Genomic DNA, 14,591 nt, shown 5'->3' with positions numbered 1-14,591 from the left:
CATCTGATGCTGGCCTCCGATCCAGCCAGCATCTTGAATCACAAAACCACTCTCACGGGAATCCCGCAGATTCAGTCAAAATCTGAACTGCTCTAAGCGTCCATTCAAGCGGCTCGTGATCTGGTTGCTCGTGCCACATCACTTGACGGAAGTCGCGGCGGTCAACCTGCTGGCCGCATATCGGGCCAAAGGTCGAAACGGTCTTGTCCGTCTGCCGGCGAATGTGGTTTGCCGGGGATGCGTGGGCCAAGGGCTGCTATTCTGGTCATGCTCGAACGAACACGATTCCGCGGCAAAAGTTCCGTCAGTTTGGTCTTCTCAGTTGGTGAAAGACATCGCACCAAAAGCGGAAGTCATTTGGTCGGCCGTCGAAATGTGCCTCCAAAGCGCAGTGCGCCACGGCGGTCGGCGCTTCAAGCCCATAGAGTTCGATCGCAGATTGAGCGGCCTGACCTTGGTCGACGAGATCGGCAATCTTCAAAGCCGTAAATCAGCGCTCCGCATTGCGAGCCTTCCGGTATGAGTTCCGAGCCTAAGACGCTCCTGAGTAGGCTTTTCGCCCTTATTATTTTCTCTGCCGCCGGCGCCACTGTCTATTGTCGGTGGCGAGGCCGCTGCCACCTTCTGAGCGGGCGAGCGATGGAGTGCCTTCGACGGTGAAGACGATTCCGGCGTCTTCAAACGCTTTGCGGATCGCCGCGATGTTGTGGGGACGCGATTTCCTGAATCCGTTCTCAAGATCGCTGATTGCCATTTCGCTAAGATCTGCCTTTGCGGCAAGTCGCACACGCGACCAGTTCAGTAGGGCTCGTGCTGCTCTGGATTGATCTGCTGAGAGTACGGTTCGGCTGTCCATAAACAGTCGAACATTCAATATCGCTTAAATGTTCCTCTTGACCTTCTGCGATTTCTAACGGCGTGATGCCGGCCTCTCGGGTAACGCGGCGGGGTTTTCCAATAACTTTGCGGAACGCTGATCGTCACGCCGCAACGTCTTCTTTTTCGGCTTGGTATTCTCAACCAGATCTGGCCTTTTCGCTATCAGGTAGTCAGCCTTGTTCGTTCGATAGTCTTCTTTGTGGATGGACATTTCTACAATCTCCATTGTGGAGATCAACGCGGCTGGAAGCCGACAAGGTCGATCCGAACGGCGCACCGTCCTAATACGAGTCTTGTCGACCATACCAGTCGTCGACGTCTCGCCGCACGCGATCCTTCTCAATGCCGTAGCGTTCCTGGATCGTACCTTCGAGCTGATCGCGGTTGCCGGCTATGCGGTCGAGATCATCATCAGTGAGCTTGCCCCACTGCTCCTTGACCTTACCTTTGAATTGCTTCCAATTTCCTTCGACGCGATTCCAGTCCATGATGGCGATCTCCTTTCGTTGTCCTTTCGAATAACGGTCGTATGGCTGTCAGGTTCCGCTGCAGGTAAGCGCGCTTGCTTGTGATCTAGCAATGGAACCTAATGCCCGTCGACCGCATGTGTGCGCCGGCCTTTTCCGGTTTGGGAACACAGCCGGCCTTTTGCCGTTGGTCTGGAACAGCTTCGCAAGGAAATGCACGTGCTCGCCGATCCGGGCATCTGGGTCGCGTTGGCGGCTGTGTTCATCCCTTATGGAGTCGGTGTCGCACTGCTTCTGAGGGTAGCCGGTTGATGGACCTGCCAGCGCTGCTCTGGCGTCAGATGAGCGGATTTCCATAGAAGCCGCCTCAACTTGGCGGCGGGGGGTCTTCGCGTTCGGCCATCTGTTCCAAGAGCTTCCTTGACGCAGCCAGGACGCGGCGTACGTGGGGAGTTGAGTTCGCCGACCATATCGATGGCGAAGGCGCCGGACAGGGCGCCACACGTCTTGGCGGGGCGCTCTGAGGGCGTTGGCGATGTCATCGAAGATCGCTTCCATCGGTCGAGTCTCGAACGCCGAACCTGTGAATCCCCTGTTTGTTCCGTCAAAGTCTAACGATCAGGGAAGCGCCATTGAAAGCACGTGCAGTAACGGTTGATTCAACCATTGCTGGTAAATTGTGAAATGTGGGTGGCGGCTCCGACAGTTCGGGGTGGAACTCAATGCCGAAGCCGCCTGCGCAGCCAAGGTTGGGGTTTGACCGCGCCGTCCTATAATGGGACAGCGCGGTCAACGATTCGTTAAAACGTTCTGGAACTAATTAAGCACGCGCTAATTGACTCGCGGTCTCGGGAGTCAGTGCATGCGTGAAGTTCATTCCTCCGATGGTGCCGATTTTGGCGGGACAGGCCTCCCGAGGGCATTGCACAGCGTCACGTACCGGCCGCCGCCTTCGTCTTCCCTCTTCTTAGAGATCCGCCATTCGTTGGGCGAGTGGGTTGTTCGCATCATAGGGAGGAACGGTGAAACGTATTCCCGAGCATTCGAATATGAAGCAGATGCCGTCGCTTTCGCTGGCGATCAGTCTTCTCGTCTAGGATTGGAAGCTCCCCCGAAGCGAGCAACTTGACGAAATCAGCGAGAGACGCGCTGAAGCAGAGCGACTATCTGTTTCGCGGTCTCGTCGGTCCCGATCACTGGCGACTGTCGTGCGTCATCTTTCTGTATGATCGATGACGCCTGTTCGGGGGTGGTATCATCCTCCAGGTCGAACTCACGGACTCCGATGGGGGTTCTTGCCTTACATCTCACACATGGATTTTTGGTGCGAAGCCAATTCATAGTGATTGGGCCGACGTGCGGCCTGATTGAAGGTCAAAAGCTACTTCGGCGGCTGCGAACAGCCTAGTCTATGACCTCGCCACCGAACAGCCGGAACCTAAGCGCTTAATGGAGCTTAAGGCTCCATGAGTACACGCGGTATCAATTTCCTCGATCGCTGGGATCGGCAACAATCTCCCCGAAACGGCGAAGGCCGACACGGTTTCGATAAGTGAGTACACACACAAATTGTACGCCGACGCTAAGGCGCTCGGGATCAGGCGCGAAGAGATCGACGAAGAAGTTGACAGCCTATATCGGACGCTGGTCGATGCGCCTTCGGAACTTACCCCCCCTATAAATTAGCAGGGGAGGCACGGCATTCTTCAAGCCGTCGCTCTTATCCTTTCCCGATAGCTTCACCGGACATCGCGCTGGCCGACACCTTCTTGCGCAATGCCGCAGTGTGCCTCGATGGCGCTGACCGGGCGGCGGATCTGGGCAGGCGCAATGCGGCCCTTCACGCCATCGCCATCGCCATTGAATTGCTCCTGAAGTCGCATCTTCTCAGAACAGCGACCGACGATCGCTGGAATCGCCGCCATATCGGGCACGATCTCGGCAAGGCCGCTCGTTACGCCGAGAGAGCTGGATTGGGCCTGCCACCGCAACTGCACAGCGTCATCGCCCAGCTTCATCCTCATTTTCAGCGTGGCGGCTTCCAACGGGACCCAGCGCGTTCATGGCCGTCCGGTTTATCGCTCGACGCCCGCCACATCGCGCGGCGGCTTGCTCAGACTCTCATGGAACATAAGCGTCGCGCTAACGACGCCGCTGCTCCTGACTTGAAGATGACCCCACCCCCGCGATCCATTGCGCTGATCCTTGGTCCAGCCGACGGCCTGACGCCATCAACCCGCAAGGGGTCGGACTACGCGAAGCGTGCCGCCGCTCCGGCTTCGCCTTCGCGGTGATTGCGGCCATCCGCCGAACACATCGGGCGCCTGTCAGCGGGGGAGGGTCCTCCGCTTCAAACAGGAGCCGGATCGATGTCCCTCGCCGACGCGCATGCCTTCGCCTTCAGCCTCGCCGCCACCCTCATGGTCGCCATCGTCATCTTTCGTGCCGGCGACGGCACTCTCTCGGTCGTGCCGGCGAACGAGTATGACGGCGACGACACCGCCATCATCGGCGAAATCGACCGTTCGCCCCAGGACGGGGCTAACATTGCCGCTGGCGAAACAGAGCTTTGGCATCTCGCCGGTGCTTTTCGTTGCTATGCTCTGCGCGGCGTTGCGGTGGTGGTGGAAGGCGCAATCGCCAGAGCTATTCTCGGAGACACCACCATGATCATCCTCGGCATGTTCGTTTGTATCGCGGCCATCGGCATCCTGTGCTGGTTGCTCTTCACGCTTGCTATCTTCGCCCTTCCGTTGTTCGCAGGGGTCAGCGCAGGTACGTGGGCATTCAACACCGGCGCCGGCTGGCTTGGCGCGATCCTCGTCGGCATCCTGGCAGCCGGGTTGACGCTCGGCGTCGGCCAAATCCTCCTCGGCGTTATCAGCTCCATGTGGGCGAAGCTGGCGATCACGCTTGTCTTCGTCGCGCCTGCGATGGTTGCCGCTACCATGCCACCCATGGCATCGCGAAGCACATGATGCCTTCGGAAACCTGGCAGGTCGTCTTCTCCGTCATTGGCGCGACCGCCGTCGGCGTCACGGCATATCTGCGGGTCGCGGGCATGACGTCAGCCGACCAATCCGGCAGGGACGTGGTTCGAGCCTAGACCCCCGCGGGCGGCGCAGGTGGACCAGACCGACGAAGGCCTAGCCTCCTCATTATCGGTGGTTGGAGCAATCGGGTTCCATGCCAGGATCGAGCAACGGCCACGTGCCGGCGCGGCCCCGTCTATGGCCTTGGACTTTCTTCAGTCGATGCCCATGGCAGACCGACCAGTCGGTAGCAGGACGGCAGCGGGCGGTCGCGGCGGCGTTGCAGGTGCGCGGAATCTGTGCCTGGAATGCGAGGGCGATGCGGTGAAGCCTGTAGCGAAGTGCAGGAGGCGCGTTGCATGCCAACGTCTCCGTTGGCAATCTGTACCAAGAGCGCTCCAAACGGCCTCTTCAATGGGCTGATCTGGCCGAAGGACGGCTGAAGCCTCGACCGCCTAGCCGCAACGGCGCGTCTCGACTTTCTTCCCCTGCCGGCGCCCACCCCATGCGGCAAGCGCCTGGGGACCCCGAGCGCCGCCATTCCTCGCGAGACAAGAAAGTCGTTCTTGCGCCGTCCTCCGCTTTGCTCCGGTCGCAAGCGATGCGTCGTCGGTCGCCTCCGGCCAACCGATCGCCATCGAGGCCGCATGGTGCGGGCTCGGAACAGAAAACGGAGACTTACAATGGCTACCATCGGCACCTTCAAGAAGACCGCCTCGAACGAATTCACCGGGGACATCGTCACCCTCAGCGTCCAGGCCAAGAACGTGCGCATCGTCCCAGACACACGCGCCACTGGCGAGAACGCTCCCAGCCACCGGGTGCTGGTCGGCCGCGCCGAGATCGGCGCCGCATGGTCGAAGACCTCCAACGAGGGCCGCGACTACCTGGGCCTCAAGCTCGACGATCCGAGCTTCAACGCCCCGATCTACGCCAATCTCTTCGACGACGAGGAAGGTGAGGGTTTCTCGCTCATCTGGTCCCGCCCGAACGCGCGGCGGAGCGACTGAGGACCCGCGCAGGCCCCGGCCGGAACGCCGGGGCCTCTTCCGCGGACGGTCCGGTTCGGTTCACTCAAGCCGAGAGCGATGCCGAAGCCGCATCGCCTGATGCTGATCAACCGGCCTCCGTTGGCAGAATTGTTCTGTAAAATGCAGGCTTTCACTCTGGGAAGACGAGGCAAGCGATGATCGATCCATTTGACGAAACCGCGCCGACCAGTGACGAACTCACCGAATACGATCGGGAACACGTCAAGCTCTATGTGCGCCTGCTTGACGCCGCCGACGACGGCGCGGACTGGCGCGAGGTGGTCGAAATCCTCTTCGGCATTGATCTGACGAAGGAGCCACAACGCGCCCGGCGCATCCACGACAGCCATCTGGCGCGAGCGCGCTGGATGGCGCGTGCAGGCTACCGTCATCTCTTGCGTCGACCCGGCAACTAGCACCACAGCGCCTGTGGTTCGCGGGTGATGCCGAAGTGGCATCACCCGATGCCCGGCAAGGGTCTTCCGCCAATCGCTACAACCCGGAATCGTTTGGAGGCGGGGTCTACGCGTTGTTTGCGAGGAGCTCTTGGATGAGGCCGGATACGTCGCATTGGCGAGACAATGCCAGCTATGATTATTTTGATACATTACCTATCGAAGGGCTCGCCTGGGAGTGTCTGCGGCGTCACCAACCCTATCAACGGCACTACCAAGCGCTCCTTACCACAAGATCCGAAAAAGCACCCTTCCACCCTGAGGCACAGCGGCAGTGGGGGTTGCGATTTCCCGGCCACGCCGGATTTGTCCGCCTTGGCGCAAGACGTTCTGTGGTCGCCTGACGTCGATCCAGCTGTGGTTTCTCTCGTGCCGGCGCCGGAATTCCTGTCTTCCTTGCGGTCGGCGCCGTTGACCGGCCTGGGCGTGCTCCGCGACAGCCCGGAAGGACGTCACACTGTCCACAGTGCAGGTGTCGCGACCCAACTTCTCCTTCTGCCCGGCAGTGACCCGCACAGCCACCTGGCGGCGCTGATCCCATTGGATGCAGAAACGTTGGGACGGATCGAAGCACTCACCCGTTTCTGGCGCTCCTTGCAGGGGCGCCCCACACCTTCGGACACCCGTATGACCCCACAGCAGCGCCGCCGGTTTCGTCTGATGATGCAGGCCGCAGATGCCCGTGCCAACGGCGCGAGCTACCGCGACATTGGCGTCGCCCTTTACGGGTCTGAGCGCGTCGCCGCTGATCCCTGGAAGACCTCCGCGCTGCGCGATGCGGTGATCGGTCTCGTCGAAGGCGCCACCGCCATGATCGGCGGCGGCTATTTGCAAATCCTGCGTCATCGCCGCCGATCCTAGCGGGGTCTGGCCGCGCAAAGGGGTGGAGTTTTAGCCCCCCTCAATTTCCCCATCCCTGACGAAGCTTACTCTCCGCCACCGTGGTCTCCGTCCACCGCTGAACGCCAGCGGTTGCCCGAAACCCTACGGAGGTTCGACCCATGCGACCCGATATCGCCGTTTTGCCGCCGCGCTTCCTGCGCACCAAGGAAGCTGCGGATTTCCTCAGCCTGTCCGCCCGCACGCTCGAAAAGCACCGGACCTATGGCACTGGTCCTTCCTACCGAAAGCTCGGCGGCCGCGTCGTCTATGCCGTCGACGACCTTCAGGCCTGGGCCGAACGCGGCGCCGTCACCTCTACATCCGATCCGCGTGGGTCGGTCCTGCCCGCCAAGCGTCACACACCGACGCCGCCGGTGCATGGCGGACGATACGCACGCTGACCGCGCGCGGATTTCCAGATGGTGGCGCGAAACCAATCCCTTTCGGACCGCGGGCAGCTCGACCTTTTCCGGGCGCTGCCTGGCGACTTCGCCCCACGAGACGCGCAGGATCTCATGGCCTATCCGTTCTTCTCCCTTTCCAAGACCCATCGCATCACCCCGATCGATTTTGCCGCCGGCGACGTCACGATCCGGGTCGAGGCCGTACCCGATCATGGCATGGCGACCATCTGGGACGCCGACATCCTGATCTGGGCCGCGAGCCAGATCGTCGAGGCGCGTGACAGCGGGCTTCGCACCTCGCGCCTTATGGCCGCAACGCCCTATGAGATCCTTACCTTCGTCGGCCGCGGCAAGAGCCTGCGCGACTATCAGCGCCTGAAGGCGGGGCTTGACCGGCTGCAGTCGACCACCGTCTCGACGACAATTCGTCAGCCCGCCGACGGCCGGCGTCACCGCTTCTCTTGGATCAATGAGTGGCAGGAGCGCATCGACCGCCATGGCAAGCCCGCGGGGATCGAGTTGATCGTCCCCGACTGGTTCTACCGGGCGGTCCTCGATGACGCGCTCGTGCTGACGATCAATCGGGCCTATTTCGACCTGACTGGCGGGCTTGAGCGCTGGCTCTATCGGCTGGTGCGCAAGCATGGCGGACGCCAGCGCGACGGCTGGCGCTTCGACTTCCGTCACCTTCACCAGAAATCCGGCAGCCTGTCGCCCTACAAGCGCTTTGCCTTCGAGCTGCGCGACATCATCCGCCGCCAGCCGCTGCCCGGCTACACCCTTGCGCTGGAAGTGGAGATTGGCGGCCGGGTTCTGCTTGCCTTCGAGCGGATCGGCTCCTGTGGAAGGCCTGTGGACGGCCTCGTGCTATCGGGAACCGGACCTATCGTGCCATCGGGAACCGCAGGCTCGTGCTATCAGGAACCGAAACGGGGCCTAACCCCAGGAAAGCAAAGCCGAAATCCCGCCCTTAACTTAGACTCTAACCCAGAATCTAACCTTGAAGTGCGTGCGCGCGATGTGCAAAACCTCGTCCGGAAAGCCAGCCACGCGCTCAGCGTAATCACCAACAAGACCCCCAACACGTCGACGGTTTCTGGCGGTCGCAACACGGCAACCAGCGTCTCCGAAGGTCCGACTCCGCCGCTTGATCCGCGCTCGGGAGCCGCCCGATGAGCGCCGCACCCCTCAATCGAAAAAGCCGAGTCGGCAAGGCAACTTTGACGCTGCATCTCGCCGGTGAATTGACCTCCAAGGGAAATAAGTTCGCGACCTTCGTCGTGCGCCCGACCACCGATATGACGACTCAGGAGCGCGACCGCATCGCCGCCTTCTGGGACGGCGTCATCGTCGCCGAAACGCTGCGCGCGAGGCTCGCGTCCGAATTTCCCACCACATCAGGAGAACCGACATGACTGGCATCGCGGCTCCTCGCATGCGCACCGCGTTCCCGGCCACGCACCACGCTGCCGATAATCTCGTCCATGTCGAACTGACCTGGGTCGAGAAGAGGATCGAGAACTGGATACGGTTCGGCACGCCCGCCCAGGAACAGATCGTCGATCGTCGCCGGCGGATCCTGTCCTATCGTCCCGGCGTGGTCTTCGCCTTCGTGCGATGGGCGGCGAACGACTTCGGAACGATCATCTCACGCATCGACATCGTGCGTGCGGTCGCGTCTGGCGAAGCCTATCAGACACTGCCCTTCGTGCGACCCGGCGGCGACATCCTGCTGAAGGTCGAGAGCTGGCCCAAGGTCGAACGCGTGCTGCAGGCGATTGACGCCATCCAGCGCCTCGGCATCGAGCCTGAGTTGGTGTCGCCTGATCATTGGCGGCACATCCACAACCGGATAACCGCCGGCAATGCGCCGCGCAGCTACACACTCGACCAACATCGTGCCTTCCTGCTGCGCAAGAGGACTGAGCCGTGACGCGCGCCGGGATCATCTTAGCCAGCGTTATCGCAACCATGGGCGTCGGTTATCCCGGCCTCACTTCGATGCCCGCGAAGCTCATCTGGAATGCGTCAGCCAGCGCACCGATCGGCTTCTACACGATCGACTTCGACGGACCCTTCGAGGTCGCCGATCTTGTGGCCGTCGACGCGCCCGAGCCGCTCGCGGCGTTCCTCGCCGATCGCGGCTATCTGCCGAGGGGCGTGCCACTCCTGAAGCGCATCCTTGGCGTATCGGGGCAACGGGTCTGTCGCTCGAACCTCACCATCACGGTCGATGGAAACGAGGCGGGGATGGCGTTGACGCGTGACCGGGCCGGTCGTGACCTGCCGGTCTGGCAGGGCTGCCGCCGCATCGCGAGCGGCGAAGTCTTCCTGATGAACCGGCATGTCCGCGACAGCTTCGACGGCCGCTACTTCGGCCTCCTCTCCACCAGACGGATCATCGGCCGCGCCGTTCCGCTGTGGACAGACGAGGACGGCAACGGCCGCTTCGAATGGCGCGCGCCAACGCGGTGAGCGCGCGACCAGCGGCGCGCGTCGTGGCGCCAGTCTTCATCACCGCACGACTCGAAAACAGGAACCTGACATGCAACAGATCGGAGAATTCACGCGCCAGAAGACAGGCTATAGCGGGCGCATCCACACGCTCAGTCTCAACCTAGATATCGCCATTGTGGCGGCAGAGGCGAGCGAAACGGAGAATGCGCCTGACTACCGCGTTCACGCCTCAAGCGAGGACGGCCCCGAGATCGGCGCCGGCTGGAAACGCTCCAGCGAAAAGGCCGGAGACTATGTCTCGATCCAGCTCGACGACCCGACCTTCGCGCAGCCGATACGCGCGAACCTCTTTCGCAATGGAGACGACAAGACGTCCTGGTCGCTGCACTGGGCGCGGCCGCGCGACCGCAGCGAGAAGGATTGAACGATGCGCGCTCGCCGTCCGTCGACGAGCCATCGCGGTGCGCCCGGGCCGCTTCGCGCTGCCTGGCGCATGGCTCTGCTCCTCCTTTGCGGCCTGTCCGTCGCGACCGTCATGCCGGCGGCAGAGGCGCAGGACCTGGCCGTTGCCCGGTCTTCCCAACGCGATCCGTTCGGCGCGCATATCGCAGAAGCCTCGCACCGCTTCGGCGTCCCGCGCGCGCTGATCCGCGCCATCATGCGCAAGGAGAGTGCGGGTGATGTGCGCGCCGTCTCCAGCGCAGGCGCCCGCGGCTTGATGCAGATCATGCCCGGAACATGGAACTATCTGCGCGCCCGCTGGTCGCTTGGCCGCGATCCATTCGATCCCCGGGACAACATCCTGGCTGGAACGGCGTACCTGCGCGAACTGCACGATCGCTTCGGCTCTCCGGGATTTCTGGCCGCCTACAATGCGGGACCTGCACGCTACCAAGCCTACCTCACTGGGCGTCCGTTACCGGCCGAGACCCGCGCCTATGTCGCCGCATTTGCGCCCCTGATCGGTGAAAGCGAGGGTATGCGCCCTTTCGCCGTTACGTCTGTCGAGGCCATTCCCTGGAAGCGCGGCTCGCTGTTCGTCGGTCAGCCGGATCGCAAACAAGCTGTCGCTCGGGTGCCAACCGAGCGACCACCAAATGACGCGAGCTCTGCGCCCACCGTGCGCGATGTGTCCGCCATCGTGCCGCTGTCCGAAGGCCTCTTCGTGGCGCGAGCGGGCGAAGGGATACAGCCATGAGCGCACATGGGCGTCTTCGCGCAACCGCAAGCTCCAGCGCACCATGGCGTGGGTGGAGGCGGAAGGTGGGCAGAACAACCGGAAGATGGCGAGATAAAAGGCCGCGAGGTGCGGCGTCGATCGGTTTTGCTGTTTCAATAGGTTATGCAGGATTTCCGCGAGGTGCGAAGGTTTCGCGCGCCTCGCCGGAACACCGTTTCACCTGTGATTTCGGTGCCTTGAGACGATGTGCGGATATTCACGATGACTGACGAGGATGGTTTCCGCATCCGGCCCGGCCGCATCCGCTCGCCCAGTGCCCAGCGCGCCAGACCCTTCATCGCGCAGGCGCTTGCCGCCGCCCAGAAGGCCGGCGCCCGCATCTCTCGCTCCGGCCGGATCAGCCCGGGCAATCGCTCGACCTTCGGGCGTGGCCGCTCGGCGAGCGTGCGCGCCAATCGTCTCCTCACCGGCCGCTCGCGCGCCGTGATCATCAAGACACGGCTGGTGCGCCATCACGCGCGCGCCGCGCCGCTTGCCGCCCATCTCACCTATCTGCGCCGCGAGGGCGTCACCCGTGACGGGGAGAAGGCCAGGCTGTTCGGGCCGCAGACCGGGGAGGTGGATGGCGGTGCTTTTGCCGAGCGGTGCGGCGATGATCGGCACCACTTCCGTTTCATCGTCTCGCCGGAAGATGCCGTCGACATGGCGGACCTCAAATCCTTCGCCCACGATCTGATGGGTCAGATGGAAAAGGACCTCGGCACAAAACTGGATTGGGCTGGCGTCGATCACTGGAACACCGACAACCCGCACCTTCACATCATCCTGCGCGGCCAGACTGATGACGGGCAGGATCTCGTGATCTCGCGCGATTACATCAAGGAGGGGATGCGCGCCCGCGCCGCCGATCTTGTTACCCAGGAGCTCGGCCCGCGCACCGATCTCGACATCCATCGCAATCTGCAGCGCCAGGTCGAAGCCGAACGCTGGACCCAGCTTGACCGGCAGCTTGTTCGCGACGGCCGCGACACAGGCGTTGTCGATCTTGGGTCCCCGGCGAGCGCCCAGCCCGATGAGTATCACGTGCTGAAGGTCGGGCGGGTGCGCAAGCTCGAAACCCTTGGCCTTGCCGAACAGGTCGGCCCGGGCCAATGGATGATCGACGACAAGGCCGAGGCGACGCTGCGCGAGCTTGGCGAGCGCGGTGACATCATCAAACGGATGCACCGCGCCCTGACAGAACAGGGCATCGAGCGCGGGTCGGCGAGTTATGTGCTCGCGGCGGAGCGCCTGGACACGTCGATCGTCGGGCGGCTGGTCGACCGCGGTCTCGATGACGAGTTGAAAGGCAGCGCTTACGCCGTGGTCGATGGCATCGACGGCCGCACCCATCACATCAAGCTGTCCGATCTCGATGCCGCCGGCGACAGCGCTCCGGGTTCGATCGTCGAACTGCGCAAGTTCCATGACGCGCAGGGACATGGGCGCGCAGCACTCGCTGTCCGTTCCGATCTCGATATTGAGCGGCAGGTTACCGCCGCCGGCGCCACCTGGCTTGACCGTCAGAATACTGCCCGCGAACCGATTGCGCTGTCGGAATCCGGTTTCGGCGCCGGGGTACGGCAGGCAATGGAGCGCCGTACCGACCACCTCGTCCAACAGGGCCTCGGTGAGCGGCACGGCCAACGCACAACCTTCACCCGCGGCCTGGTCGACACGCTGCGTCGCCGCGAACTGGAAGCGCTCGGCCAAAAGCTCTCGGCCGAAACCGGCCAGCCTTTCAACCGCGCCCGCGGCGGCGAATATGTCACCGGTTCCTACCGGCAGCGCTTCATGCTCGCGTCGGGCCGCTTCGCCATGATCGATGACGGGCTCGGGTTCCAACTGGTGCCCTGGACGCCGTCTCTCGAAAAACATCTTGGCCGCCACGTCTCTGGCGTCGCTCGCAATGACGACGGCATCGACTGGAGTTTTGGCCGCAAGCGAGGCCTCGGCATCTAGTCTCAATTTGAAGAAAGGACTGCAGCATGTCCGCCACCAAAATTCTCTGGGGCCAGATCCTCGCCGTCTTGATGATCGTACTGTTCACGACCTGGGGCGCGACGGAGTGGGTGGCCTGGCGTCTGGCATTCCAGCCCGAGCTGGGCAGGCCATGGTTCCGTGTCCTGGGCTTTCCGTTCTACCTTCCGCCGTCATTCTTCTGGTGGTGGTATGGCTTCGATGCCTACGCGCCGTCGATCTTCGTAGAGGGAGCCTTTATCGCGGCTTTCGGCGGTTTCGCCTGCGTCGCCGTCGCCATCGGCATGTCGGTCTGGCGGGCTCGAGAGGCCAAGAAGGTCGAGACCTACGGCTCCGCCCGCTGGGCCGACAAGCAGGAGGTCAAGGCAACGGGCCTTCTCGGCTCCGATGGGGTGGTGCTTGGGCGCTTTGACGGCGCCTATCTGCGCCACGATGGACCGGAGCATGTGCTGTGCTTTGCGCCCACACGTTCGGGCAAGGGTGTCGGCCTGGTCGTCCCGTCGCTGCTGACCTGGCCGAGCTCCGCCGTCGTTCACGATATCAAGGGCGAAAACTGGCAACTCACCGCGGGCTTCCGCGCCATGCATGGGCGGGTCCTGCTGTTCGATCCCACCAATCCCAAATCCTCATCCTACAACCCGCTGCTCGAGGTGCGTCGCGGCGAATGGGAAGTCCGCGACGTTCAAAACATCGCCGACATCCTGGTCGATCCCGAAGGCTCGCTCGAGAGGCGAAACCATTGGGAGAAGACCAGCCACGCCCTGCTGGTCGGCGCGATCTTGCATGTCCTCTACGCCGAGCCGGACAAGACACTCGCCGGCGTCGCCGGTTTCCTTTCCGATCCGAAGCGTCCGATCGAATCGACGCTGTCAGCGATGATGAAAACCGCGCATCTGGGGCAGGCTGGTCCGCACCCGGTCATCGCCAGCGCCGCGCGAGAGCTCTTGAACAAATCAGACAACGAACGCTCCGGCGTGCTGTCCACCGCCATGTCATTTCTTGGCCTCTATCGCGATCCTGTCGTGGCAGAGGTCACGCGCCGCTGCGACTGGCGCATCAGCGACCTTATCGACGACGAGCATCCGACGACACTCTACCTCGTCGTGCCGCCGTCCGACATCAATCGGACCAAGCCGCTCATTCGCCTGATCCTCAATCAGATCGGCCGCCGCTTGACTGAAGATCTGCAGGTCAGGGCGAAAGGGCACCGGCTGCTCCTGATGCTCGACGAGTTCCCGGCGCTTGGCCGCCTCGATTTTTTCGAATCGGCGCTCGCCTTCATGGCCGGCTACGGGCTGAAAAGCTTCCTGATCGCTCAATCCCTCAACCAGATCGAGAGGGCGTACGGCGCCAACAACTCGATCCTCGACAACTGTCATGTCCGGGTAAGCTTTGCCACCAATGACGAGCGCACCGCCAAGCGCGTGTCCGACGCGCTGGGAACAGCGACCGAGATGAGGGCCATGAGGAACTATGCCGGCCACCGGCTGTCTCCGTGGCTCGGTCATCTCATGGTCTCCCGCTCGGAGACGGCTCGCCCGCTGCTCACGCCGGGTGAAGTCATGCAGCTGCCGGCGACCGACGAGATCGTCATGGTCGCGGGTGCTCCGCCGATCCGCGCCAAAAAAGCGCGCTATCATGAGGATGCTCGCTTCCGGGAACGTATCCTGCCGCCCCCCCCGCGGCGGGGGGGCGGGGGGGGGGGGGGGGCCGGCGGCGGGCCCCCACATGCGCACCCGCCGCGGGCCCCCCGGGAGGGGCACCGATCGCGGCCCAGGGGGCCCG

General features: G+C 62.8%; 18 protein-coding genes and 2 pseudogenes. 16 read left to right on the top strand and 4 right to left on the bottom strand.

Features of this window, described 5'->3' with window-relative positions; genetic code table 11:
- Nucleotides 1–115: 115 nt before the first annotated feature.
- Nucleotides 116–523, top strand: a complete 408-nt coding sequence (locus NKI06_RS29845) for a hypothetical protein (RefSeq protein ID WP_156936055.1) — start codon at nt 116–118, stop codon at nt 521–523.
- Between the two features lie 42 nt (nt 524–565).
- Here the strand turns inward: NKI06_RS29845 and NKI06_RS29840 are convergent, their stop codons facing one another.
- The 3 genes from NKI06_RS29840 to NKI06_RS29830 all read right to left on the bottom strand — a co-directional run bounded on the left by NKI06_RS29840 (nt 566) and on the right by NKI06_RS29830 (nt 1,367).
- Entirely contained in the window at nt 566–856 is a 291-nt protein-coding gene (locus tag NKI06_RS29840; protein WP_031203328.1) for a helix-turn-helix domain-containing protein, read from the bottom strand.
- Between the two features lie 54 nt (nt 857–910).
- Nucleotides 911–1,090 (bottom strand): hypothetical protein, encoded by a 180-nt coding sequence (locus NKI06_RS29835; RefSeq protein WP_352987858.1) that lies wholly within the window; start codon nt 1,088–1,090, stop codon nt 911–913.
- A 70-nt stretch (nt 1,091–1,160) separates the two neighbouring features.
- The gene (locus tag NKI06_RS29830; RefSeq protein WP_023690464.1) at nt 1,161–1,367 is read right to left on the bottom strand and encodes a CsbD family protein; all 207 of its coding nucleotides are present in this window, start codon (nt 1,365–1,367) and stop codon (nt 1,161–1,163) included.
- Nucleotides 1,368–2,812: 1,445 nt separating this feature from the next.
- Between NKI06_RS29830 and NKI06_RS29825 the strand changes: the two are divergent.
- A pseudogene (locus NKI06_RS29825) lies at nt 2,813–3,032 on the top strand (DUF768 domain-containing protein).
- A gap of 53 nt (nt 3,033–3,085) precedes the next feature.
- On the opposite strand, the gene NKI06_RS29820 reads toward NKI06_RS29825, so the two are convergent.
- Nucleotides 3,086–3,364 (bottom strand): hypothetical protein, encoded by a 279-nt coding sequence (locus NKI06_RS29820; RefSeq protein WP_023694917.1) that lies wholly within the window; start codon nt 3,362–3,364, stop codon nt 3,086–3,088.
- Between the two features lie 648 nt (nt 3,365–4,012).
- On the opposite strand from NKI06_RS29820, the pseudogene NKI06_RS29815 reads away from it, so the two are divergent.
- The 14 genes and pseudogenes from NKI06_RS29815 to NKI06_RS29750 all read left to right on the top strand — a co-directional run.
- Nucleotides 4,013–4,452 (top strand): annotated as a pseudogene (locus NKI06_RS29815) (hypothetical protein).
- A 609-nt stretch (nt 4,453–5,061) separates the two neighbouring features.
- On the top strand, nt 5,062–5,388 hold the full coding sequence (locus tag NKI06_RS29810) for a DUF736 domain-containing protein (RefSeq protein ID WP_352987857.1): 327 nt from the start codon (nt 5,062–5,064) through the stop codon (nt 5,386–5,388).
- Nucleotides 5,389–5,564: 176 nt separating this feature from the next.
- On the top strand, nt 5,565–5,825 hold the full coding sequence (locus NKI06_RS29805) for a DNA -binding domain-containing protein (protein ID WP_352765109.1): 261 nt from the start codon (nt 5,565–5,567) through the stop codon (nt 5,823–5,825).
- A gap of 134 nt (nt 5,826–5,959) precedes the next feature.
- On the top strand, nt 5,960–6,208 hold the full coding sequence (locus NKI06_RS29800) for a transcriptional regulator domain-containing protein (RefSeq protein ID WP_084013101.1): 249 nt from the start codon (nt 5,960–5,962) through the stop codon (nt 6,206–6,208).
- Entirely contained in the window at nt 6,180–6,725 is a 546-nt protein-coding gene (locus NKI06_RS29795) for a DUF2285 domain-containing protein (protein WP_352765111.1), read from the top strand. Before NKI06_RS29800 ends, NKI06_RS29795 begins: the two co-directional genes overlap by 29 nt.
- A gap of 140 nt (nt 6,726–6,865) precedes the next feature.
- On the top strand, nt 6,866–7,147 hold the full coding sequence (locus NKI06_RS29790) for a helix-turn-helix transcriptional regulator (protein ID WP_352624394.1): 282 nt from the start codon (nt 6,866–6,868) through the stop codon (nt 7,145–7,147).
- 18 nt (nt 7,148–7,165) lie between these two features.
- Entirely contained in the window at nt 7,166–8,326 is a 1,161-nt protein-coding gene (locus tag NKI06_RS29785; protein ID WP_352813210.1) for a replication initiator protein A, read from the top strand.
- Entirely contained in the window at nt 8,323–8,565 is a 243-nt protein-coding gene (locus NKI06_RS29780) for a hypothetical protein (protein WP_352813209.1), read from the top strand. Before NKI06_RS29785 ends, NKI06_RS29780 begins: the two co-directional genes overlap by 4 nt.
- Complete coding sequence (locus NKI06_RS29775; protein WP_352987856.1) at nt 8,562–9,083, top strand: DUF2840 domain-containing protein; 522 nt, start codon at nt 8,562–8,564, stop codon at nt 9,081–9,083. The genes NKI06_RS29780 and NKI06_RS29775 overlap by 4 nt, the downstream gene beginning before the upstream one ends.
- Nucleotides 9,080–9,625 carry a S26 family signal peptidase gene (locus NKI06_RS29770; RefSeq protein WP_031215564.1) on the top strand — a complete coding sequence of 182 codons (546 nt, stop codon included), beginning with the start codon at nt 9,080–9,082 and terminating at the stop codon, nt 9,623–9,625. Before NKI06_RS29775 ends, NKI06_RS29770 begins: the two co-directional genes overlap by 4 nt.
- A gap of 70 nt (nt 9,626–9,695) precedes the next feature.
- On the top strand, nt 9,696–10,031 hold the full coding sequence (locus NKI06_RS29765; protein ID WP_352987855.1) for a DUF736 domain-containing protein: 336 nt from the start codon (nt 9,696–9,698) through the stop codon (nt 10,029–10,031).
- Between the two features lie 3 nt (nt 10,032–10,034).
- Complete coding sequence (locus NKI06_RS29760) at nt 10,035–10,805, top strand: lytic transglycosylase domain-containing protein (protein WP_352793890.1); 771 nt, start codon at nt 10,035–10,037, stop codon at nt 10,803–10,805.
- A 243-nt stretch (nt 10,806–11,048) separates the two neighbouring features.
- Nucleotides 11,049–12,788 (top strand): relaxase/mobilization nuclease domain-containing protein, encoded by a 1,740-nt coding sequence (locus tag NKI06_RS29755; RefSeq protein WP_352987854.1) that lies wholly within the window; start codon nt 11,049–11,051, stop codon nt 12,786–12,788.
- 26 nt (nt 12,789–12,814) lie between these two features.
- Nucleotides 12,815–14,591: conjugal transfer protein TraG (locus NKI06_RS29750; protein ID WP_352987853.1), on the top strand; the 1,777-nt coding region annotated here is incomplete at its 3' end.

Source organism: Mesorhizobium sp. M0772 (assembly GCF_040320135.1).
Classification (GTDB): Bacteria; Pseudomonadota; Alphaproteobacteria; order Rhizobiales; family Rhizobiaceae; genus Mesorhizobium.
The sequence above is the reverse complement of the archived record's forward strand: the minus strand, read 5'-3'. Positions and strand labels throughout refer to the sequence as shown.

Bases quoted from the DNA above. Each gene is read 5' to 3' on its own strand.
- NKI06_RS29760 (WP_352793890.1), top strand. From the start codon at position 10,035: ATGCGCGCTCGCCGTCCGTCGACGAGCCATCGCGGTGCGCCCGGGCCG.
- NKI06_RS29775 (WP_352987856.1), top strand. From the start codon at position 8,562: ATGACTGGCATCGCGGCTCCTCGCATGCGCACCGCGTTCCCGGCCACG.
- NKI06_RS29840 (WP_031203328.1), bottom strand. From the start codon at position 856: ATGGACAGCCGAACCGTACTCTCAGCAGATCAATCCAGAGCAGCACGA.
- NKI06_RS29830 (WP_023690464.1), bottom strand. From the start codon at position 1,367: ATGGACTGGAATCGCGTCGAAGGAAATTGGAAGCAATTCAAAGGTAAG.
- NKI06_RS29785 (WP_352813210.1), top strand. From the start codon at position 7,166: ATGGTGGCGCGAAACCAATCCCTTTCGGACCGCGGGCAGCTCGACCTT.
- NKI06_RS29820 (WP_023694917.1), bottom strand. From the start codon at position 3,364: ATGAAGCTGGGCGATGACGCTGTGCAGTTGCGGTGGCAGGCCCAATCC.
- NKI06_RS29780 (WP_352813209.1), top strand. From the start codon at position 8,323: ATGAGCGCCGCACCCCTCAATCGAAAAAGCCGAGTCGGCAAGGCAACT.
- NKI06_RS29755 (WP_352987854.1), top strand. From the start codon at position 11,049: ATGACTGACGAGGATGGTTTCCGCATCCGGCCCGGCCGCATCCGCTCG.
- NKI06_RS29835 (WP_352987858.1), bottom strand. From the start codon at position 1,090: ATGTCCATCCACAAAGAAGACTATCGAACGAACAAGGCTGACTACCTG.
- NKI06_RS29800 (WP_084013101.1), top strand. From the start codon at position 5,960: ATGAGGCCGGATACGTCGCATTGGCGAGACAATGCCAGCTATGATTAT.
- NKI06_RS29790 (WP_352624394.1), top strand. From the start codon at position 6,866: ATGCGACCCGATATCGCCGTTTTGCCGCCGCGCTTCCTGCGCACCAAG.
- NKI06_RS29805 (WP_352765109.1), top strand. From the start codon at position 5,565: ATGATCGATCCATTTGACGAAACCGCGCCGACCAGTGACGAACTCACC.
- NKI06_RS29810 (WP_352987857.1), top strand. From the start codon at position 5,062: ATGGCTACCATCGGCACCTTCAAGAAGACCGCCTCGAACGAATTCACC.
- NKI06_RS29765 (WP_352987855.1), top strand. From the start codon at position 9,696: ATGCAACAGATCGGAGAATTCACGCGCCAGAAGACAGGCTATAGCGGG.